The organism is Flagellimonas halotolerans (assembly GCF_035818535.1).
Lineage (GTDB): Bacteria > Bacteroidota > Bacteroidia > Flavobacteriales > Flavobacteriaceae > Flagellimonas > Flagellimonas halotolerans.
Genome location: NZ_JAYKYV010000004.1, coordinates 76540 through 97469 on the forward strand (window position 1 = coordinate 76540; position 20930 = coordinate 97469).

22 protein-coding genes are annotated in these 20930 nt (G+C 41.7%); 9 read left to right on the forward strand and 13 right to left on the reverse strand.

The annotated features are described in order from the left end of the window. From VM932_RS06350 to VM932_RS06385, 8 genes are all read right to left on the reverse strand, one after another. Window positions 1-888, reverse strand: coding sequence for a mechanosensitive ion channel family protein (locus VM932_RS06350; protein WP_326277905.1), 888 nt, complete (start codon window positions 886-888; stop codon window positions 1-3). Between the two features lie 6 nt (window positions 889-894). Further along, complete coding sequence (locus tag VM932_RS06355) at window positions 895-2232, reverse strand: ABC transporter permease (RefSeq protein ID WP_326277907.1); 1338 nt, start codon at window positions 2230-2232, stop codon at window positions 895-897. After that, window positions 2222-3160: an ABC transporter ATP-binding protein gene (locus VM932_RS06360; RefSeq protein WP_326277909.1), complete on the reverse strand. Its 939-nt coding sequence runs from the start codon at window positions 3158-3160 to the stop codon at window positions 2222-2224. The genes VM932_RS06355 and VM932_RS06360 overlap by 11 nt, the downstream gene beginning before the upstream one ends. Before the next feature lie 180 nt (window positions 3161-3340). Next, window positions 3341-4462, reverse strand: coding sequence for a molecular chaperone DnaJ (gene dnaJ / locus VM932_RS06365; protein WP_326277911.1), 1122 nt, complete (start codon window positions 4460-4462; stop codon window positions 3341-3343). A gap of 6 nt (window positions 4463-4468) precedes the next feature. Then, window positions 4469-5044 (reverse strand): nucleotide exchange factor GrpE, encoded by a 576-nt coding sequence (locus VM932_RS06370; protein ID WP_326277913.1) that lies wholly within the window; start codon window positions 5042-5044, stop codon window positions 4469-4471. Window positions 5045-5184: 140 nt separating this feature from the next. Continuing rightward, on the reverse strand, window positions 5185-6129 hold the full coding sequence (locus tag VM932_RS06375; protein WP_326277915.1) for a TIGR01777 family oxidoreductase: 945 nt from the start codon (window positions 6127-6129) through the stop codon (window positions 5185-5187). Between the two features lie 131 nt (window positions 6130-6260). After that, window positions 6261-6926, reverse strand: a complete 666-nt coding sequence (gene mnmC2 / locus VM932_RS06380) for a tRNA (5-methylaminomethyl-2-thiouridine)(34)-methyltransferase MnmC2 (protein ID WP_326277917.1) — start codon at window positions 6924-6926, stop codon at window positions 6261-6263. Then, window positions 6923-7399, reverse strand: coding sequence for a DUF4920 domain-containing protein (locus VM932_RS06385; RefSeq protein WP_326277919.1), 477 nt, complete (start codon window positions 7397-7399; stop codon window positions 6923-6925). The genes mnmC2 and VM932_RS06385 overlap by 4 nt, the downstream gene beginning before the upstream one ends. Window positions 7400-7505: 106 nt before the next feature. Here VM932_RS06385 and VM932_RS06390 point away from each other — a divergent pair, with 106 nt between their 5' ends. After that, window positions 7506-8576 carry a branched-chain amino acid aminotransferase gene (locus VM932_RS06390; protein ID WP_326277921.1) on the forward strand — a complete coding sequence of 357 codons (1071 nt, stop codon included), beginning with the start codon at window positions 7506-7508 and terminating at the stop codon, window positions 8574-8576. A gap of 161 nt (window positions 8577-8737) precedes the next feature. On the opposite strand, the gene VM932_RS06395 is transcribed toward VM932_RS06390, so the two are convergent. Then, complete coding sequence (locus VM932_RS06395) at window positions 8738-9124, reverse strand: pyrophosphohydrolase domain-containing protein (protein WP_293168400.1); 387 nt, start codon at window positions 9122-9124, stop codon at window positions 8738-8740. A 39-nt stretch (window positions 9125-9163) separates the two neighbouring features. Between VM932_RS06395 and VM932_RS06400 the strand changes: the two genes are divergently transcribed. The 6 genes from VM932_RS06400 (at window position 9164) to VM932_RS06425 (ending at window position 13164) form a co-directional block, all read left to right on the forward strand. Beyond that, a complete protein-coding gene (locus tag VM932_RS06400) occupies window positions 9164-9352 on the forward strand; it encodes a hypothetical protein (protein WP_239057436.1) in 189 nt (62 codons plus the stop codon). Window positions 9353-9470: 118 nt separating this feature from the next. Continuing rightward, entirely contained in the window at window positions 9471-9650 is a 180-nt protein-coding gene (locus VM932_RS06405) for a hypothetical protein (protein WP_326277926.1), read from the forward strand. A gap of 16 nt (window positions 9651-9666) precedes the next feature. Next, entirely contained in the window at window positions 9667-10041 is a 375-nt protein-coding gene (gene crcB, locus VM932_RS06410) for a fluoride efflux transporter CrcB (protein WP_326277928.1), read from the forward strand. Window positions 10042-10310: 269 nt separating this feature from the next. After that, on the forward strand, window positions 10311-10649 hold the full coding sequence (locus VM932_RS06415; protein WP_108246498.1) for a P-II family nitrogen regulator: 339 nt from the start codon (window positions 10311-10313) through the stop codon (window positions 10647-10649). Window positions 10650-10683: 34 nt separating this feature from the next. After that, window positions 10684-11964 (forward strand): ammonium transporter, encoded by a 1281-nt coding sequence (locus VM932_RS06420; protein ID WP_326277932.1) that lies wholly within the window; start codon window positions 10684-10686, stop codon window positions 11962-11964. Window positions 11965-12105: 141 nt separating this feature from the next. Further along, window positions 12106-13164: an outer membrane beta-barrel protein gene (locus VM932_RS06425; RefSeq protein WP_326277934.1), complete on the forward strand. Its 1059-nt coding sequence runs from the start codon at window positions 12106-12108 to the stop codon at window positions 13162-13164. Between the two features lie 54 nt (window positions 13165-13218). On the opposite strand, the gene VM932_RS06430 is transcribed toward VM932_RS06425, so the two are convergent. The 3 genes from VM932_RS06430 to VM932_RS06440 all read right to left on the reverse strand — a co-directional run bounded on the left by VM932_RS06430 (window position 13219) and on the right by VM932_RS06440 (window position 15857). Continuing rightward, window positions 13219-13857, reverse strand: coding sequence for a DUF1684 domain-containing protein (locus tag VM932_RS06430; protein WP_326277936.1), 639 nt, complete (start codon window positions 13855-13857; stop codon window positions 13219-13221). 63 nt (window positions 13858-13920) lie between these two features. After that, window positions 13921-15342 (reverse strand): alpha/beta hydrolase, encoded by a 1422-nt coding sequence (locus VM932_RS06435; RefSeq protein WP_326277938.1) that lies wholly within the window; start codon window positions 15340-15342, stop codon window positions 13921-13923. A 62-nt stretch (window positions 15343-15404) separates the two neighbouring features. Beyond that, complete coding sequence (locus VM932_RS06440; RefSeq protein ID WP_293168416.1) at window positions 15405-15857, reverse strand: Lrp/AsnC family transcriptional regulator; 453 nt, start codon at window positions 15855-15857, stop codon at window positions 15405-15407. Between the two features lie 121 nt (window positions 15858-15978). Between VM932_RS06440 and VM932_RS06445 the strand changes: the two genes are divergently transcribed. Then, window positions 15979-16380, forward strand: a complete 402-nt coding sequence (locus tag VM932_RS06445; protein ID WP_326277941.1) for a hypothetical protein — start codon at window positions 15979-15981, stop codon at window positions 16378-16380. Between the two features lie 9 nt (window positions 16381-16389). On the opposite strand, the gene VM932_RS06450 is transcribed toward VM932_RS06445, so the two are convergent. Next, on the reverse strand, window positions 16390-19848 hold the full coding sequence (locus VM932_RS06450) for a methylmalonyl-CoA mutase family protein (protein WP_326277943.1): 3459 nt from the start codon (window positions 19846-19848) through the stop codon (window positions 16390-16392). A 142-nt stretch (window positions 19849-19990) separates the two neighbouring features. On the opposite strand from VM932_RS06450, the gene purU reads away from it, so the two are divergent. Continuing rightward, window positions 19991-20839 (forward strand): formyltetrahydrofolate deformylase, encoded by an 849-nt coding sequence (gene purU / locus VM932_RS06455; protein WP_326277945.1) that lies wholly within the window; start codon window positions 19991-19993, stop codon window positions 20837-20839. Window positions 20840-20930: the final 91 nt, after the last annotated feature.

The following is a 20930-nucleotide window of genomic DNA, read 5'->3' on the forward strand; positions in this document are numbered from 1 at the left end:
CTATTGTTTTGGCTGAATTATATGTATATCGCGCTGCGGGAACGGGATGCTAACGTTGTTCTCCTTGAACTTGGCATTGATTTTATAGCGCATTTCACTTTTTATCCGTGGATCTCGGAAGGTATCGTTGGTAAAGAAGTATATGGAGAAAATCAATGCTGAATCTCCAAAATCCTCGAACAGTACAAATGGTTTTGGATTTTTGAGCACTTGTTTTTGGGTATGGGCCACTTCTTCCAAAATAGTGGTCACCAAATCCACATCGCTACCATAGGCAACACCTACACTTACTTTTTCTCGAGTGGTTCTATGGTTTTGGGTATAATTGTATACAATATCGCTTATAAATTTGTGGTTGGGCAGTATCAATACCTTATCATCACGGGTAATGGCCCTTGTGGTTCGGAGTTTTATTTCGAAGACTTTACCAACCTTACCATCAACCTCAACAACATCGCCTACCTGAAGTGATTTATCCACTATGATAAAAATACCCCCGAGAATATCCTTGAACAACTCTTGCAATGCAAGACCCAAACCTACAAAAAGTGCTGCTGAGGCCGTAATCACCAAAGTGATATCCACTCCTGCTGCACTTAAGGTGACCAATACAGCAATGAGGTAAACGACGTAATGGATAAATTTGAATACACTGGAAAACTTTTGTTTGTCTTCCTGTTGCATTTTTCGGGTAAAAATGCGGCGTAGCCATTTCAGCAAAAATTTGGTTACCACTATCGTAATCGTCAACAATAGCAAAAGTCCAATAGTAAGATTTATAGCCTTTTCACCCTCCCCAATATGGAATCCAAGGTCCAAAAATTCCTTTATGGTCCCCCAAACATCTTTCGTAATGATTTCCTTTATTTCTTCTGCGCCTTCTTGCATACTATTTTAATATCTCAACCATTTTACCAATTCTTTGTATGTTGGTTTTTTACCGTACATTAAGATGCCTGTTCTATAAATTTTGGCCGCCAATGATACAATTCCCCAAAAGGTAATTATCAAAAGAAAAACGGACAATAAAAATTGCCACAAAGGCACTCCGCCTTCCCCTATTCCTCCCGGCAAGCGCATCAGCATTACAATGGGCGATGTTAATGGAAACAACGAAAACCCAACTGCAATGGGTCCATGCGGGTTGCTGAAAACCGAAAAGAACCCAACATAAATAGCCAGCATTAAAGGTAATATAATAGGAAAAATAAATTGTTGTGTATCCGTCTCATTATCCACCGCGGCACCAATAGCCGCATAAATGGAACTATATATAAGGTAACCAAGTATAAAATAAATAAAGAATGATGCTATGAGCAAGCCCCATGGAATATCGTAGACTTCCTTGGCGTACAACATCATTTTATCATCCATAGTGCCTAATTGTGACACTCCCATTGCCCCAGAAGTCACACCATTGTCGTTTGATAGTGCCGTCAAGTCTATTCCAAAAATCATCACTGCCACTAACATCAACAATGATGCGGAAATGATCCAAATGGTAAACTGGGTGATTCCTGCCAAAGAATTCCCTATAATCTTTCCGAGCATTAATTGAAATGGTTTTACAGAGGATATGATCACTTCGATGATCCTGCTGGTTTTTTCCTCGATAACACTGCGCATCACAAAGCCCCCATAAATAATGATGAACATCATGATTGCATAGCCAAAACCTCCTCCAATAATGGCTTTGATCTCGTTGATGCCCCTTATACTTTTTCCCCCATCGAATGTGGATAGGTTGATCTCAAAAGGTTTTTCCACACTGGAAAACTGTTTTGGGGTCACTCCTAGCTTTTGCAAACGATCTTGACGCAGTTGGTTTTGAAAAACATCCTCCAATTCTTTGGTCACCGAGGTATTGGGGTTGTCCTTGGTAAAAAGATACGAGGCATTGGACACCTCATCGACCGTTGCCCCTTCGGGAATGTAGAGCAACCCATAATATTCCAAGGAATTGGTCGAGTCCTTGGCCTGCTCCAAGGTCAAGTCGCTCATGTGGACATAGGATATATTCTTGGATGGATTAAATTCACTTTGAAAGAAGGCACTTTCGTTCAAAACGGAGACTACCCTGGTCTCATCATCATTTATTTTGGCCAAATACGCAATAAGCACAACCATCCCCACCATTAGGAGTGGGCTCAAAATGGTCATAACAATAAAGGAACGGTTGCGCACCTTGGCCAAATATTCGCGTTTTATGATCAAACCAAGTTTACTTGCCATTGTCCTTGTTGTTTACAGTTTGAATAAAAATATCGTTGGCCGAAGGTATGGTTTCTTCGAACCTGTTTATGTTCGATACCTTGGAGAGTTCCGCTAAAATATCACCTGTATGCGATGATGGCAACTGCACCTTAAAATGTATTTGATTTTCCAAAGCATCTATTTCCGAAGAAAGAATGTTGAACTTTTGTCCCAAAGAACGCATAAAGGCCTCTGCATCTTTCTCCATTTGCACACCCACATTAAAAATGTTGTTCTTGTAAGCCTTTTTTATGTCCGACAGTTTTCCGTCCAATATTTTTTCGGATTTATGGATAAGGGCAATGTACTCACAAAGCTCTTCCACCGACTCCATACGGTGCGTGGAAAAAATGATAGATGTACCCTTTTCCTTTAACTGAAGGATTTCATCCTTGATCATATTCGCATTTATGGGGTCAAAACCACTAAAAGGCTCATCAAAAATCAACAATTTTGGTTCGTGCAATACGGTAACGATAAACTGTATCTTTTGAGCCATTCCCTTGGAAAGCTCTTGTATTTTTTTATCCCACCAGTCCCCTATATCCAAACGGTCAAACCAATATTTGAGCCTTGTTTTTGCCTCATTTTTGGACAATCCCTTCAATTGTGCCAAATAAAGTACCTGCTCCCCCACCTTCATACTCTTGTACAGTCCCCTTTCCTCGGGCAAATACCCAATGGAAGCTATATGCTTTGGGGCCAAGGGCTCACCATTGAGCCAAATGTCACCAGAGTCTTGGTGCGTAATCTGGTTAATAATTCTGATAAACGAAGTTTTACCTGCCCCATTAGGGCCCAAAAGTCCGTATATGCAATTCTCTGGAATTTGAAGTGAAATGTTGCTCAGCGCTGTGTAATCACCATAGGTTTTGGTCACATTTTTGGCAACAAGGATATGATCCATGTAAACTATTTTTTCAAAGATATGTATTTGCTAGCTACCCATTTTCCTATAAAAACAAAAACCCACCCTTAAAAAAATCAAGGATGGGAAAAAAATTGCTATGAAAAAGAAAATTAGATATCGGTCACCCAACATCAGTTTCAAATATACGTTTTTTATTTAAACAGAAGGTTTTTTCTCTTAAGAGAACATATCTTTTACCTTCTCAAAAAAAGATTTATCCGATTTTTCGGGCCTTGGAACAAAGTTTTCATCGTCCTGCATACGCTCAAAAAACTCCTTTTGCTCCTTATTTATATTTTTTGGTGTCCATACGTTTACATGCACCAATAAGTCTCCCGCGCCATACCCGTTAAGGCTGTTTATCCCCTTACCGCGAAGTCTTAAAATCTTTCCGGACTGTAGCCCTGGCTCCAATTTTATACGAACTTTTCCGCCTATGGCATCAATTTCTTTGGAACTTCCCAAAACGGCTTCGGGCATGCTTATGTACAAATCGTAATGCAGATTGTCCCCTTCACGTTTAAGCGTTTCGTGCTCAACAGTTTCAATGGCGACCAACAAATCTCCCGCAATACCGTTTCCGGGGGCATCATTACCTTTGCCGGATACTTTTAGCTGCATGCCATCCTCCACTCCTGGTGGAATTTTAATGGACACGGTCTCTTCTTCGACCTTGAGCCCTTGGGCATCGGCTCCAGCAGGTTTTTTATCTATGGACTGCCCAGCACCCCCACAAGTTGTACAGGTGGTAGCTGTTTGCATTCTGCCCAAAATGGTGTTGGTGATTTTGGTGATCTGTCCGGTACCGTTACAAGTAGGGCAAGTTCTATAGGTAACCCCATCGGCTTGGAGCTTTCGTCTTACCTTAACTTTCTTTTCTACACCATTGGCCACTTCTTCCAGCGTTAGCTTAACACGGATACGAAGGTTGCTTCCCTTGGCCCTGCGCTGTCCGCCACCAAATCCGCCAAATCCACTGAATCCTCCGCCACCGCCAAAGGCGCCACCAAAAATATCACCGAATTGACTGAAGATATCGTCCATGTTCATACCTCCACCGCCAAATCCGCCACTACCATCGAAGGCAGCATGTCCAAATTGGTCGTATTTTGCCTTTTTGTCAGGATTGCCCAATACTTCATAAGCCTCGGCAGATTTTTTAAACATTTCCTCTGCCTTGGCATCACCTGGGTTTTTGTCTGGGTGAAACTCGATGGCCTTTTTCCTGTAGGCTTTTTTTATTTCCGCAGCTGAAGCTCCTTTGGAGACTCCCAATATTTCGTAATAATCCTCCTTCATACAGTTTTAGTTTCCAACAACGACTTTTGGATGTCTTATAATGCGGTCTCCAAGCTTGAAGCCTTTTTCCACGACATCTATGATTTTCCCTTTCATTTTCTTGTCCGGTGCAGGTATCTGGGTAATGGCATCGTGCACCTCGGCATCAAATATATCCCCCGCTTTTACCTCAACCTGTTCCAGACCCTTGTTCTTCAAGGTTTCTTTGAATTTATTGCTGATAAGTTCCACGCCTTTGAACATTTCCCTGTCCTCGGATTTGGAAAGCTCTTTTAAAGCACGTTCAAAATCGTCCAAAATAGGAAGCAAAGCCACCATGACCTCTTGTCCGGCCGTCTTGAACAAATCCATACGCTCCTTGGAAGTTCTTCGCTTATAATTTTCAAACTCGGCAAAAAGCCTCAGGAACTTCTCTTTTTCTTTTGCCAAATCTTCACGCAGCTTCTCCTCCCCAGAAACTTCTTCTTCGATTTCTTCCGTGGTTTCGGTTTCTATATTTTCATCGTTCAGCTCAGTACTTTCTTCGGTTTGCCCTTTTTTAGGCTCATCTTCCATTTCCTCAACCTTACTTTTATTGCTCATGTTCTAATGTTTTATTCCGATTTGAAGTGGCAAAAGTACTGCCAATTGTCTAAAAATGTCAAAATGTCACCGCAAAACATAAAAAAAGCCGCCAAAAGCGGTCTTTTAATCTTTTAAAAAGTATGTAAGCCCTGATTTTTCTATGCTTCAACAGATGCAGGCATACCTTTTTCTTGTGGTGTATATAATTTTTTTAATGCTTGGCAAATATTCACATACTGAAAAGAAAATCCTTCTTCCTCTATTTTTTTACTGCTCACCCGTTGGCTTGCCAGTAAAAGAGTAGCCATTTTTCCCAAAACCAGCTTTAAGAAAAATGCGGGTACATTTGGCAACCACAGGGGTCTTTCCAAAATTTTAGCCAGTTCCTTGGTAAGTTTTGTGTTGGTGACTGGATTGGGGGCCACACCATTATATGTGCCCCGAAGGTTATTTTCTACCGCAAAAGCGAACATATGCGCCAAATCTTTGATATGGATCCAAGATTGCCATTGTTCACCACTACCAATCGGTGCGCCAACAAAGTTTTTTACAGGCCTTGCCATTTTGGGCAGGGCACCACCCTCTGTTGACAGTACGAGACCTATCCTGATTTTAGCGACATCTACACCAATTGTTTCAAAGGTTTCGGCCTCGGCTTCCCATTTTTGAACTACCTCGCCCAAAAAACCTTCATCAACTTTGGATGTGCCCTCATCATAATAATCTGAAATAGAATCGGGATATATGCCAATGGCTGATGCGGAAACCATGCATTCAACCTCCTTGTTATTGGACTGCTCAAGTCCTTTTTTCAATGTTCTTAAGCTATTGATTCGGCTAGAGAGTACTTTCTTTTTTTGCTTGGGTGTCCAGCGTTTGGCTATACTGGTCCCAGCCAAATTGATAATGGCCTGTACATTTTCAAAACATTCCAAATCTATTTCGCCCTTGGAAGGATTCCAGTAAAAACCTTGAAAATCCTCTGTGGAAGAAACCTTGTCCTTACTTGTGGTTAAATAATTTACAGGTATTCCTTTTTGGTGCAGTACTTTTGTTATGGCCTGCCCAACCAATCCTGTAGCTCCTGTTATCAACACCTTCATACTGTCATTTTATACAAAGTTATAGGTTTAATTGACTGTTTATTAGACCTTAATTCAGGTTTAACATATTTGTTTAAACTTTAAACCATTTCATGATACCAAAGGCTTTTTTCTTAACAGAACATTGGGAACTACCCGGGTTTTATGGCCCTAAGCATTTCTCTTTTGCCCGGTGGCCCAGGTAAGCGTTCCACGGTAAAACCAACTGCTTGCATGGCTCGGCGCACACTGCCTTTGGCTGCGTAAGTGACCAAAACTCCGTTGGTTTTTAGTGCTTGGTACATTTTCAGAAAAATATCTTCTGTCCAAAGTTCAGGTTGGACCCTAGCACCGAATGCATCAAAGTATATAAGGTCGAACTGGTTTTGCTGACTGATTTCCCTGAAATCCCTTTTTTGTTTTAGCAGGGAGAAATTTGGCGTTAATGTCACGGTTTGTTCCCAAGGGGAACTGTGCATTTTTTGAAAGTCATCTTGATGATCCCCGGCTTTTAACTGTTTGCAATAATCCAATGCTTCCACTTCTTCCATGGAAACCGGAAACGCCTCAACCGCCACATAGTCAACACCCAAATATTGTTTGGGAGCTTCCATTAGGGTAATAAGCGCATTGAGACCCGTACCAAAACCTATCTCCAAAAGATGGATGTGTCCATTTTGGAACAGCCTTAGACCGTGCTCTATAAAAACATGATAGGCCTCTTGGACGGCACCGTGCTTGGAATGGTACTGTTCGTCCCAATCCTCTATTTGGATGGTCTTGGAACCATCGCCAGTTGTGATTATCCTTCGTTTCAAGGTTGAGAGGCGATTAGCACACCTTCCGCCTCAAACCTTAGTGTTTTTTTTGGAGTGGTTATTTGGGCCAATTCGTCTTCGGAAGCACCTTCGTCCTTGGCATAGTGTTTTTGGTCCTCTACAGACATTTCCTCGAAAAATGCCGCTCCGTCCATTACCACTTTTTTACCCGCTGCATCTTTTGGGACAAAGAATCCATAATCCTTAAAACGGACAAAGACCTCGTCGTTGGATTCCAACTGCACCTTCATCCAGCAACCTTTGGCTTGACAAACTTCCTTGATCTCACCCACAATTTGTGTCTGCAAGGAATCCTTGCCAGAGATCTTATTAAAAGGGGCCGATGTTTTGGACGCTTTTTTTGAAATTTCAAATTGCTCCCCAAAATAATCGCCTTGCATAACCTCTTGTTTACAGGAGACCATCAAAACACCCAGTAAAAAAATAGTAGTAAAAGTGTTAAAAATCTTCATTTTTGATAACATTTAAATAATTGTGGGCCAAGTATAATATTTAGATTTGCGAAACGTCCAAAACTAACAATAAATAGCTAATTTTATCACGGTAAATGTAAGTGATATGGAAACAATGGCTAACAAAATTGCTATAGAGAAGACTAAATCCTCTAAAATCCATGACGTGGATTTTAACAACCTTTCCTTTGGAAGTGTTTATTCCGACCACATGTTGGTCTGCGATTATAAGAATGGTGAATGGTCCGCACCCAAAGTGGTTCCGTACCAACCCATTACCTTGGATCCTTCCGCAAAGATTTTCCATTACGGTCAATCTATCTTTGAAGGGATGAAGGCCTACAAGGACGAAGATGGAAAAGTCTGGCTTTTTAGACCAGAGGAAAATTGGAAACGATTGAACAAGTCGGCCCAAAGATTGGCCATTCCAGAAATACCCGAAGCTTATTTTATGGAGGGGCTCAATGCTCTTATCCAATTGGAGAGCGACTGGATTCCTCAAAACCCAGGAAGTTCCTTATATATTAGACCTTTTGTTTTTGCCTCTGGAAATGGGTTTCACGCTTCACCGGCCGATGAATACAAATTTATTATCGCCTGTGCCCCTTCTGGCGCCTATTTTTCGGGAAAAGTGAAAGTGTTGATAGAAGAGACCTATTCCCGAGCAGCAAACGGCGGGGTTGGTTATGCCAAAGCTGGCGGCAACTACGCAGGTCAGTTCTACCCGACAAAATTGGCTGCGGACAAAGGGTATCAACAAGTAATTTGGACGGATGACAACACCCACGAGTTTATTGAGGAAGCTGGCGCCATGAACGTTTTTGTTCGTATTAACGATACTTTGATGACCGCACCTACCAGCGACCGTATCCTGGACGGAATTACCAGAAAAAGCATTTTGGATATTGCCAAAGACGAAGGTATTAAAACCGAGGTCCGTAAAATATCCGTTCACGAATTGGTCGAGGCCGCAGAAAATGGCTCGTTAAAAGAAATGTTCGGGGCAGGTACGGCTGCGGTAGTGTCTCCGATTTCAGGCTTTGGCTACCACGGCAAGGATTACGAACTTCCGGATTTGGAGGGGAGCTATGCTTCTTTGCTCAAGAAAAGAATCACTGATATTCAATACAACCGAGCAGAGGATAAGTTTGGATGGCGACAAGAAGTCACCCAGTAAAAACAGAAGAGGTCTAAAAAGCTCATTACCTGATTGTGCGAGCGCAGTTGAGAACCTAGGTTAAGTTGATAATCAAGGGAGTTTCGACTTCAATTTATCCTGAGTGTATCCGAAGGGCTCAACCTGACAAGATCAAATTTTTGTTGCTTTTTAAACCTCTTTTATTTATCTATAATGTTTTGAATGTCGGGCTTAAAGTAATTTGGACCTTTCAGTACTTTTCCATCTTTACGGTAAATGGGTTTTCCATCGGCTCCAAGTTTACTCATGTTGCTGCGTTGTATCTCTTCAAAAACTTCTTCTATCTTGTATTGCATGCCATGCTCTAGTATGGTTCCGCATAAAATGTAGAGCATATCGCCCAATGCATCGGCAACTTCAACCAGATCGTTATTATTGGCGGCTTCCAAATACTCACGGTTCTCCTCATCCATCAAATTGAACCTTAGATTGTTTTTGTCCTTTCCCAAATCTGCCTTTGGCTCTTGGGAAACCCCAAGACCAAAAGAATTGTGAAAGAGCTCCACGGCCTTAATTTTACTTTCCATTACACTTATTTGATTTAGCTTTGCATAAAAATATAAAATATGTTCAGTACGGGACAGCTAATTTTCGCAGCCTTATTCTTTATAGCCTTTGTGGCAATCATCTCATTTTCGTATCGAAAGGACAAGAAACTGCACAAAAAAAATTATAAAGGTGTTATCTGGATTCTAGCTGCTTTCTTAACATTTATAATTATCCTGTTTTTGATTAAACACTTCCTCAAAAATTAACATTTAATTTGTCTTTACCACAAAAATCAATTGTTTAACAACAATAGTTGTCCCTGTATTTCGTTCTTATAGGAAAAAACGTACTTTTGTTTTAACAATACTTTAGCACCTAACCTAGATGACTGTATTTTTGAGTATTCTTTTTATTTTGCTTACTGTTAATGCCATTCTGTTGATTTTCAGTGTCAACGGAGCCAAAGAAAGGTTTACAAAACCTATGCAACGGATTTCTGAGACCTCGACCACCAAACTTTTCCCCCGTGAGGCCGTAGAAACCGAGTACAAAGAAGCGGTTTAGTTTGTACCTTTAAGGCATGAAGCAGGCCTTACTTGTTTTTTTGGGCGGGGGAATTGGTAGCGTTCTACGTTATTTGATTTCCAAACCCCTCAATCCCCTTTTCCATAATTTCTTTTTTGGCACTTTTTTGGTCAATATTATAGGTTGTCTGTTAATTGGTTTTTTTTTAGGTCTCTCTGCCAAGGGCAATCTACTATCCCATAACAACACTCTTTTTCTAGCTACTGGATTTTGCGGTGGCTTCACTACTTTTTCCGCATTTGCTTTTGAAAAACATACCTATTTAAAGAATGGCGAACTTCTCAATTTAGCCATTTACATGATTTCGAGTATTGGCATTGGTGTATTGGCCGTTGTGTTGGGATTATGGATAGCCCGACACATCCATTAGTTATAAACTACATTTTTATCGTTAAAATTTGTTAAAAATTAAACATTTCACATGTTTTAAGGCAATTCTATTGACAAAAATAAAGCTGTAGACACATAATGTTAATATAAAATCAACAAATACATAACAAATAATATCTTAAAATTAAGTACCCCTAAAATTTAGGGGGTATTTTTCTTATACCAATAAAAATTATCCAACCACCCTCCTATTTTAGGTAGTCTATATTCAATTACTATATATTTGAATCATCAATTAACTACTTAATTATGAAAAAAGTCGAGGCAATTATTAGAAAATCCAAATTTGATGAGGTGAAAAAAGCCCTGCATCAAATTGAGGTCAACTTCTTTAGTTACTGGGATGTAACAGGGGTTGGTAATGAAAAACAAGGACATGTCTATCGTGGCATATCGTACAGCACGAGCGATATACAAAGAAGGTATTTGGTTATCGTAGTTAGCGATGACTTTCTGGAAAAAACCGTGAATGTTTTATTGGACACTGCCAGTACCGGCAATGTTGGTGATGGAAAAATTTTCGTCTCCGATGTTATCGAGGCTTACAGAATCAGGACCAAGGAAAGCGGAAGCGCCGGAATCAACTAACATTTAATAGCCGAAAAACTTAAAAACTTAGATTATGATTGTACAAGAACAAGAAGCGATAGATAAAGCCGTTGAAGCCATAACTGGCGATATGGGCGCCTTGTGGATTACACTTGCCGCCGTTTTGGTATTTTTTATGCAAGCAGGATTCACCCTTGTGGAAATAGGTTTTACCAGAAGCAAAAACAGCGGTAATATAATAATGAAGAACGTTATGGACCTTGCCGTAGGCTCAATAATGTTTTGGGCAGTAGGTTACGCTATCATGTATGGCAGCGATTTAGTGGGTGGAGGATTTTTTAGGTCCAGTCCATCAGATCAGGGATACTTATTTTTTAGTGCCGATGATTGGCACAATCTGTTTTTCCAAACCGTATTCTGCGCTACGGCAGCAACAATTGTATCCGGAGCAATTGCTGGAAGAACCAAATTTTCCACTTATTTGATTTTCTCCGCAATCCTTACCACTTTAATTTACCCCATTTCAGGGAGCTGGTACTGGCCTTTTGACGACGATGCATGGTTGAACACAGCCGGATTCATTGATTTTGCAGGTTCTTCCGTAGTGCACGCCGTTGGCGGTGCCGCCGCATTGGTAGCTGCCATTTTGGTTGGCCCGAGAATTGGTAAATATGTGGATGGAAAGGCCAAGGCGATTCCAGGTCACAATATGGCCTTTGGAGCATTGGGTGTATTTATCCTTTGGTTGGGATGGTTTGGATTTAACGGCGGCTCCCAATTGGCTTGGGGCGGTGACGATACCATTGCGGCAACCAGCGTTATCATAAACACCAACCTTGCCGCTGCCATTGGAGCCATTGCAGCCCTGTTCTTTACCTGGGCCAGATATGGTAGAGCGGATATTTCCATGACATTGAACGGTGCCTTGGCCGGTTTGGTGGGTATTACCGCCGGATGCGGGTCCGTAAATGCTTGGGGAGCCCTTGCCATTGGTCTGCTATGTGGTATTGTAGTGGTTGCGTCCATTGAATTTATTGATAAGAAACTTAAGATTGACGACCCAGTAGGGGCCATTTCCGTTCACGGGGTTTGTGGATTCCTTGGAACCGTACTAATTGGCCTGTTTGCACTGGACGGTGGATTGTTTTACGGAGGTAGCGGAAAGCTACTTTGGGTACAGACATACGGATCATTGGCCTACATTGTCTGGGCGGCTGTTGCATCCTTTATAGTACTCTTTATTTTGAAGAAAACCATTGGACTACGGGTATCTGAGAAAGAGGAAGTTGAAGGTTTGGATTTGCACGAGCATGGAGTGGAAGCTTATCCAGAACACATTTCCCAAGACAAATAAAATAAGTCTTTCAAACTCACAACAATATTGAAAAAAAGGAACGGAGCGTTCTGCCAAACGCTCCGTTGAATAACCTTTTCAATCAAACTCACAATTAAACAACCGTCCTTCAATAAAAGGACAACTTAAAACGATTATGATATGAAAACGATTATAAATACAAACTTCGGAAAAATTTTGGCTATCGCCATCATTTCAATGGTAACATTTTCCGCCGCTGCACAGGAGGAAGAAACTACTCCAAAGTTTAGCTTTAGTGGTACAGTTGATGCTTATTACAGAGCAAATATTACCGCTCCAAATGACGAGGAAGCCATAGCCCCGGGATCCTCTTTTGCACAACTACCAGGGTTCTCTTTGGGCATGGCAAATGTTATTGCCGCTTATGAGGGTGAAAAAGTAGGTTTTGTGGCCGATCTGGTTTTTGGCCCACGTGGTACGGATGCTATATTTGCATCTCCCATGTACTCTGCTACTGGCGACATTGTCAACCAGTTATACGTATATTGGAATGTAAGTGATGCCGTGACTCTTACCTTTGGTAACTTCAACACATTTTTGGGTTATGAGGTAATTTCACCTGCGGCCAACTTTAACTACAGTACTTCCTACCTATTTTCTTACGGCCCTTTTAGCCACACAGGTCTTAAGGCCGATTTTGATTTGGGCAACGATTGGTCTGCCATGGTGGCTGTCATGAATCCAACAGATTTGACGGAGTTCAACCCGACAGGTGATTACGCCGTGGGCGCACAATTGGGATACTCAGGTCAGTTTTTGAATTTCTTGTACAGCCAAGGAGGCTTCGAGATTGACTACACTGGTGGTTTTGACCTTTCAGATGAGTTCTTCTTGGGCATCAACGCTGCTCACTTTAGCATGGAAGATGACGGAGGGTCCTTTACAGGTGCCGCGCTTTATCCACAATATGCTGTTTCAGAAACTTTCAGCCTTGGCCTAAGAGGTGAATACTTCATGACAGGTGACTTCTTCGGTGATACTGCAAGCATTGGTTCCGACCCTGATGGTGACGGAAGCGTATTAGCTTTGACCTTGACCGGTAGTGCTACCATTGGAAACTTAATCTTAAAGCCCGAAATTCGATTGGATAGCTCTGCAGAAGATGCGTTTATCGACCACGATCTTGCTCCAACCTCGAGCTTGGCCTCTGTATTGTTCGCTGCGATTTACTCCTTCTAAGCAATATAGATATGACACGAAAAAAAGCCTTCTTCCAATAGGATTAAGGCTTTTTTAGTCCTTGTTAAAATTTTTCACTCCTGCTCTCACTTTAGTTCTCAAATAATTTTGCCTTGGCACTAGAGGGCAGGAGTACTTTTTGTTATAAACACAATAGGGGTTGTACGCTTTGTTAAAGTCAATCACCAAGGTATCCCCTTCCGGGATGGACAAATCGATATACCTGCCACCACCATACGTTTCTTCACCATTGGTATTATCCAAAAAAGGCAAAAACAGATAATCTTCATATTCCTCATCGTCCATCAAATCCAAACTTTGGTAGACTTCCAATTGATGCGCTGTACCATTCAAGGTAAAATGTGCAATTCCGTAGACCACCTCTCGTGTTTGCCTATCCGTAGTGCTGGGCATTAAAAAAGGGTCGGCATCGGGAGTGCGTACAAAGTGGGCCTTTACTATATAAGTGGTATCGGGCGCAAAAAAATCGAGCCCTTCAAAATCTTTACGGTATTTGTCGGGCAAAGGAGAGGAATCCGGGTCTCTAAAACTTTCGTTCTGTTCTTTTTGATATTCAAGAATACCGGCGATCAAGTCGGATTCAACTGCTACCGTCTTTTCTTTGTCATGATATTTTTTTCCTTGACCACAGGCTGTTAGGAATATAACTGAAAGTAGGATTACGTATTTCATTCAGAAAGTATTTGTACAAAAATACAGCTCTAAACTAAATCAGTGTCAAGCCTACCTGATAGATTAATTTTCATCGACCTTAATATCGTACCGCGCGTCTTTCAAATATTTTGAGACAAGCTCGTTAAACTCCGGTGTAATTCTAAACAAGGCTGTATTTTCCAGATTATAGAGCTTTTCCTTGTCCTTGAAGCCCTTTTTCAATAACTCCTCCAAATAGAATAACGAAGTGCCAAAATCATCATTTTTTGCACTGATTGAAATGGTTTTTAGATAATACCCGTAGTTGTCCGGTTCTAAAATTGTTTTAAGCATATACAAAAATGCCAAGGCATCTTCATCAACCACCTTTTCCGAAGCTATAATGTTAATGTTATCCTCTGCCAATGCATTTACAAAACCCTTTAACCGATGTCCCATTTGTTTTTCATACGGTTTTGAACCAGAAATAAATTTTTCTATCTCGTCCATTTGATGGTTCCACCAACCCAAATTGTTGAAATTATGGGTATAAACATCCTCCTCCATATAATATTGATAATCTTCTTTCAGCATGGACTCTTTTAAGAAAGCGGCATTTTCCGCTCGTTTCAAGGTTTTATAATCCCTGTTTCTCCGAAGGTCTCGCTGTACCGACCTTAGGGAGTCCATATTTTTTAAAGCTCCGTATATGGAAGTCATTTCTGTCATATATTGTTCCGCCCACAATAAATCGCCAATGCTTTTCAACTGATTCAACTTTTGCAAATCTTCCTGGTACGCTTTTTCGATATAGGATGTATCTTGGGGAATCCATTTTCGTCCCATGGCATCGAGGGTGAAGAGCTGCATTCCTTTTTGTAAATAAGCCACTCCTGGCCAGTTGCCATTTCCATCGAACAACAAAACCTGATTGGGAAACTTATAGCGGTCCAAAAGCTTGGTATCCGTCAGCATAAATGGATAATTAAAGTTTTCTTTGCTGACCATACCTATAAAATGAAAAGGCTTTTTAACATTAATGAGTTCGCTATTGGATAAGGAGGCGCCAATGGACATGGCTCCGTTGACCCCATTGATCAGAATGGGCACCAAACTGGCAAATTGCCCTCCGGAATCCTCGCCTGCGGCATAAATCCGATCATTATGTATTGGCAATAGACTTGTAACTTTCTGAATAACTTGGCCAGCCACTACCATATTCTTGGTCAAAGAAATACTGTCGATCAACTTTGGGGCCGCCAAAACATAGCCTTCCTTTTCCGCAGCAAGTACAAAAATGGACAGTGCCTTTTTCTCATTCCCCTCCGTATCAAAAATCATGAGCAACGGCCATTTTTCGTCCATGGAGAATGTTTTGGGAATATAAAGGGAGTAGCTGTTTTTGGTTGAATCGTTGACCGAGAGATTATCAATAATCTCCCCCTTTTTCAAAACCATTTGTTGCGAAAAGACAGAAAATATGCAAAAAATAGTCAGAAGCGGTAACAAATATGTTTTTCTCATAACCCTATTTTAACAAAAATCTAGCCAAAGTTTGTTTTAAAAACGTCAAATTTATCCGGCAACTACTTGGCTGTCCTATTTTTTTGAATCGGCGAATTGGCCACAACGTTGGACAATACAATATGTGTCCTGCACTCACCATATACGATCAGTTCATCAATAAATTCTTCTAAATGCGACTGATCACGAAGCACTACCTCCATAATGATGTTCTCATTTCCCGTAATTCGATAGCAGTTTACCACTTCCCGGAACGTTTTGACCTTATCCAAAAACGGTTTGAGTTTCCCCATAAAAGCACGCAACATAATAATGGCCTTTAGCTGATACCCGGCCTCTACATACGAAATTTTAGTGCTGTACCGCTCAATAATTCCGAGGTCCTCCATCTTTTTTACGCGCTCCGCCACAGCGGGTGGTGTCAACCCGATTTTCCTTCCAATATTGGCAAAAGATTCCCTTGCATTTTGTTGCAAATGATTCAGGATTTGCCAATTCAAGTCATCTATCTTCATATCAAAAGAAATTTACCACTATTTTTTTACTATCGAAAGTAAAATCGAATAATTGCTTTATTAACAAAAGTAAAAAAATTTAAATCGTGCTTAATTTTATAGTACAAAATTGCTATTGAAAATGGAGAGAAATTCCCTTAACTCCTTAGGTGTTTATCGTAAATCTTTGGCGCTACGCGACATGAGCGAAGCTGTAGCGGCCTATTTTGCCCAAAACAGGGAAATGCTGTCTTTGCGTAAAATTGATTCCTTCCGAGACGACATCTCCAAATCCCTTTTGACGGATGCTGATTTGATTACAAAAGAAGTGGAACAAGCTGCATTGAGCAATTGCCATACCTCGCGAATGAGAAGTCTTTCGTACGTAAACATTATGACCCGTAACATCTTGGCCTATTGCAATGGTTTGGAAAGGGACGGTGTCAAAGAAAAGGAATACCTAAATCTTCTTCGCAGAGAGATTCGGATATTCCGAGTTTCCTTTAAAAAGTGGAGAAAGTCCTTGATCAACAAGAACGACTAAGTTCCCCCCCTACATATTTCTTCGGTATTGCCCTCCCACTTGGAACAAAGCTTCGGTAAGCTGGCCCAGTGAACAATATTTTGCAGCTTCCATCAATTTTGCAAAAATGTTTTCATTATTGATAGCCGCTTCCTGTAATTCGTTCAAGTGCTCCGCAGCTTTATCAGCTTCCCTTTTGTGTAGATTTTGCAAGGTTTCGATTTGATTTTCCTTTTCGGTTTCGGTAGCCCGTATTACCTCGGCAGGTAAAATGGTAGGTGAGCCTTTGGAACTCAAAAATGTATTCACTCCAATAATGGGATATTCCCCGGAGTGCTTTAAAGTTTCGTAATGAAGGCTCTCTTCTTGTATTTTGGAACGCTGGTACATGGTTTCCATGGCACCAAGCACACCACCACGTTCGGTAATCCTGTCAAACTCCATCAAAACGGCCTCTTCCACCAAATCTGTCAATTCTTCAATAATAAATGAACCTTGAATTGGGTTTTCATTTTTGGCCAGACCCAATTCTTTATTAATGATCAACTGTATGGCCATGGCCCTGCGCACCGATTCCTCAGTCGGTGTGGTAATGGCTTCATCGTAAGCATTGGTGTGCAATGAATTACAGTTGTCATAAATCGCATACAGGGCCTGAAGCGTGGTACGGATATCGTTAAAATCAATTTCCTGCGCATGCAGACTCCTTCCCGAAGTTTGAATATGGTATTTGAGCATTTGCGCTCTCGGGTTGGCCCCATATTTCTCTTTCAGGGCTTTGGACCAAATACGACGAGCTACGCGACCAATAACCGCATACTCCGGATCCACACCATTGGAGAAGAAAAAAGAAAGGTTCGGGCCAAATTTGTTGATGTCCATGCCTCGGCTCAAATAGTACTCCACGTAGGTAAACCCGTTGGACAGCGTAAATGCCAATTGGGTGATGGGGTTGGCACCCGCCTCGGCAATGTGGTAGCCCGATATGGAAACCGAATAAAAATTGCGTACTTGCTGTTCAATAAAATATTCTTGCACATCGCCCATTAACCTTAGGGCAAACTCGGTCGAGAAAATGCAGGTGTTCTGCGCCTGGTCTTCTTTTAATATATCGGCCTGTACCGTACCTCGAACTTGGTTAAGGGTCTTGGCTTTTATTTCCTGATACACTTCTTTTGGTAGCACTTGGTCCCCCGTAACCCCTAAAAGCATCAATCCCAAGCCATTATTCCCTTCGGGAAGTCCCCCATAATATTGGGGCTGTGCCATCCCCTTCTCTTTAAAGATGGTTTTGATTTTGTCCTCGACCTTTTTCTGCAAACCATTTTCTTTAATGTATTTCTCACAGTTTTGGTCTATGGCAGCATTCATAAAAAAGGCCAACAGCATAGGCGCAGGGCCATTAATGGTCATGCTTACCGAAGTCATCGGGCTGCTCAAGTCAAATCCTGAATACAATTTTTTGGCATCGTCCAAACAACAAATGGACACTCCTGCATTACCGATTTTTCCGTAAATATCAGGCCGATGGTCCGGGTCGTTTCCGTACAACGTCACCGAATCGAAAGCGGTTGACAATCGTTTGGCGGGCATGTCCATACTCACATAATGGAAGCGTCGGTTGGTACGTTCGGGTCCTCCCTCACCCGCAAACATTCGGGTTGGGTCCTCTCCTTCCCTTTTAAACGGATACAAACCTGCCGTGTATGGAAATTCACCGGGTACATTTTCTTTCAATATCCATTGTAAAACATCTCCCCAAGCTCGGTATTTGGGCAAGGAAACTTTCGGAATCTGACTGTGCGATAGGGATTCGGTATGGGTTTTTATCTTGACCTCCTTTTCTCGAACTTTAAAGGAATAGATTTCAGATTTGTAGCGTTTTACCTTTTCCTGCCATCTTAAAATAGCCTCCCAATGATACGGGTTCAGATGCATCTTGACTTTGTCGAACTCCTTTAGCAGTAATGAAATAAATTCTTTGGATTCCTCATTTTTGATATGGGATTCAATTTCCTCCTCGTTCAAGCCCGATTTATCCAAAAACAGCTCCTCGGCTTGTTCTTGGTCCATTTCCAAAGTAGAAGCTAATGTCAAAAAGATACCGTAAAGCTTTTGAGCTATTTTGGATTCTTCCTTTGCCTTGGCATCATAACCTCTATTATTTTCAGCTATTTCTGATAAATATCGGGTCCGTGCTGGCGGAATCACGTAGATTTTCTCCGCCATTTCTTGGGTAATCTCGATGGTCGATTCCAAATTGGAACCCGCTTTCTCCACCAAGGTGCCCATCACCTTTTTATAGAGATTGTTCATCCCGGGGTCGTTGAACTGCGAAGCAATGGTTCCAAAAATGGGGAGTTCGTCTTCATTGGTATGCCATAATCCATGATTACGGGCATATTGTTTTTTAACATCGCGAAGGGCGTCCAAAGCACCACGTTTATCGAACTTATTGATGGCTACAATATCGGCAAAGTCCAGCATGTCAATTTTTTCCAATTGCGTGGCCGCACCAAACTCTGGCGTCATCACATAGAGCGCAACATCGCTGTGTTCCAAAATTTCGGTATCGGATTGACCGATTCCGGAGGTTTCCAAGATAATCAGGTCATATTTTGCAGCTTTCAGCACTTGAACCGCCTCGGATACGTGTTTGGACAGGGCCAAATTGGATTGTCGCGTAGCCAAGGAACGCATGTATACCCTATCGCTGTTGATGGCATTCATTCGGATCCTATCACCCAAAAGCGCGCCTCCCGTTTTTCGTTTTGAGGGATCCACCGAAACAATACCGATATGCTTATCGGGAAAATCCATCAAAAAACGCCGTACCAATTCGTCGACCAAACTCGATTTTCCCGCCCCACCTGTACCAGTAATGCCCAGAACAGGTACGTTGGCCTGTCTATGTTCAATTTCTTGTTGAAATTTCTCGTACTCCCTATGGCGGTTCTCGGCCAATGAAATCAATCGGGCCAAGGTATTCGGATGCTTTCTTTCCAGTTCGTCCTCCAGTGATTTTCCTTTAGGAAGGTGTAAATCGGGAACGGCCGTATCACATCGTTTCACTAAATCGTTTATCATTCCTTGCAGTCCCATTTCCCTACCATCGTCCGGAGAATAAATTCGCTCGATCCCATAATCCATCAACTCCTTTATTTCCTCTGGAAGGATGACACCGCCTCCGCCACCAAAGATTTTGATGTGTGCCGCGCCTCTTTCCTTCAGCAAATCGAACATATAGCGGAAGTATTCGTTATGCCCTCCTTGGTACGAGGTCATTGCTATGGCATTAGCATCTTCTTGAATGGCACAATCCACCACTTCGGCCACACTCCTATCATGCCCCAAATGAATCACCTCAACTCCGGTGGCTTGGATAATCCTTCGCATAATATTGATGGCTGCATCGTGTCCATCGAACAGGGAAGCTGCGGTCACAATTCTGATTTTATGTTTGGGTGTGTAGGGTTTAATTTGTTCCATCTGCAATAAAAGGTCTGTTTTCGCCCTGCAATTTACAGAAAATGCAAATGAAAATTGGTTTTGATTAAGATTATACAAAAAATATTAAAAGTTTGGACTTCCTTTTTTGAATACCATAATTTTATCCGTTCAAACCTGTTCAATGAAACTGACCATTCTTATCAATTGCCCGGACCAATCTGGTATCATCCGCTCCGTGACCACCTTTATACATCAGCAAAAAGGAAACGTAGTCTACCTTGACCAACATGTGGACAAACAGGCGGGCGTATTTTTTATGCGTTTAAAGAGTGAATTTGAACAGGATCTGGATCTACCTAAATTCAAAATGGAATTTGGACGTGAATTGGCGGAAGGCTTTAATATGGAATGGGATGCCTATACGGATATGTACAGACCCAAAATGGCCATTTTTGTTTCCAAGTACAATCATTGCCTTTACGATCTGCTGAGCAGGTACAATTCTGGGGAACTTTCTGTTGAAATCCCTTTTATTTTGAGCAACCATAAAGATTTGGAATATGTGGCAGAGCAGTTCAACATCCCTTATTTCCACATTCCCGTAACCAAAGAAAATAAAGCTGAGGCCGAGGACAAACAACTGGAACTTTTGGGAAAATATGGGGTGGATTTTATTGTATTGGCTAGGTATATGCAGATAGTATCACCAAAGGTGATCGATGAATTCCCCCAAAAAATCATCAACATCCATCACTCTTTCTTGCCAGCATTTGCGGGGGCCAAACCTTACCATGCCGCTTTTAATCGAGGCGTTAAAATTATTGGTGCCACCAGCCATTACGTTACTGAGGATTTGGATGCGGGGCCCATTATTGAGCAAGATGTCACCACAGTTTCGCACACACATTCCGTTAAGGATTTTATTGCCAAGGGCAGGGATTTGGAACGTATAGTCCTTTCTCGCGCCGTTCAACTTCACGTAGCTCGAAAAACCATGGTCTACAACAACAAGACCGTTATTTTTTCCTAAAATCAACGGCCTCGGGAAAAGCCTGTCTGCCGACAAAGGCAGGCCCACAAGGTATTCAAACCAGCAAACCTTAAAACCATTTCGACCCAGG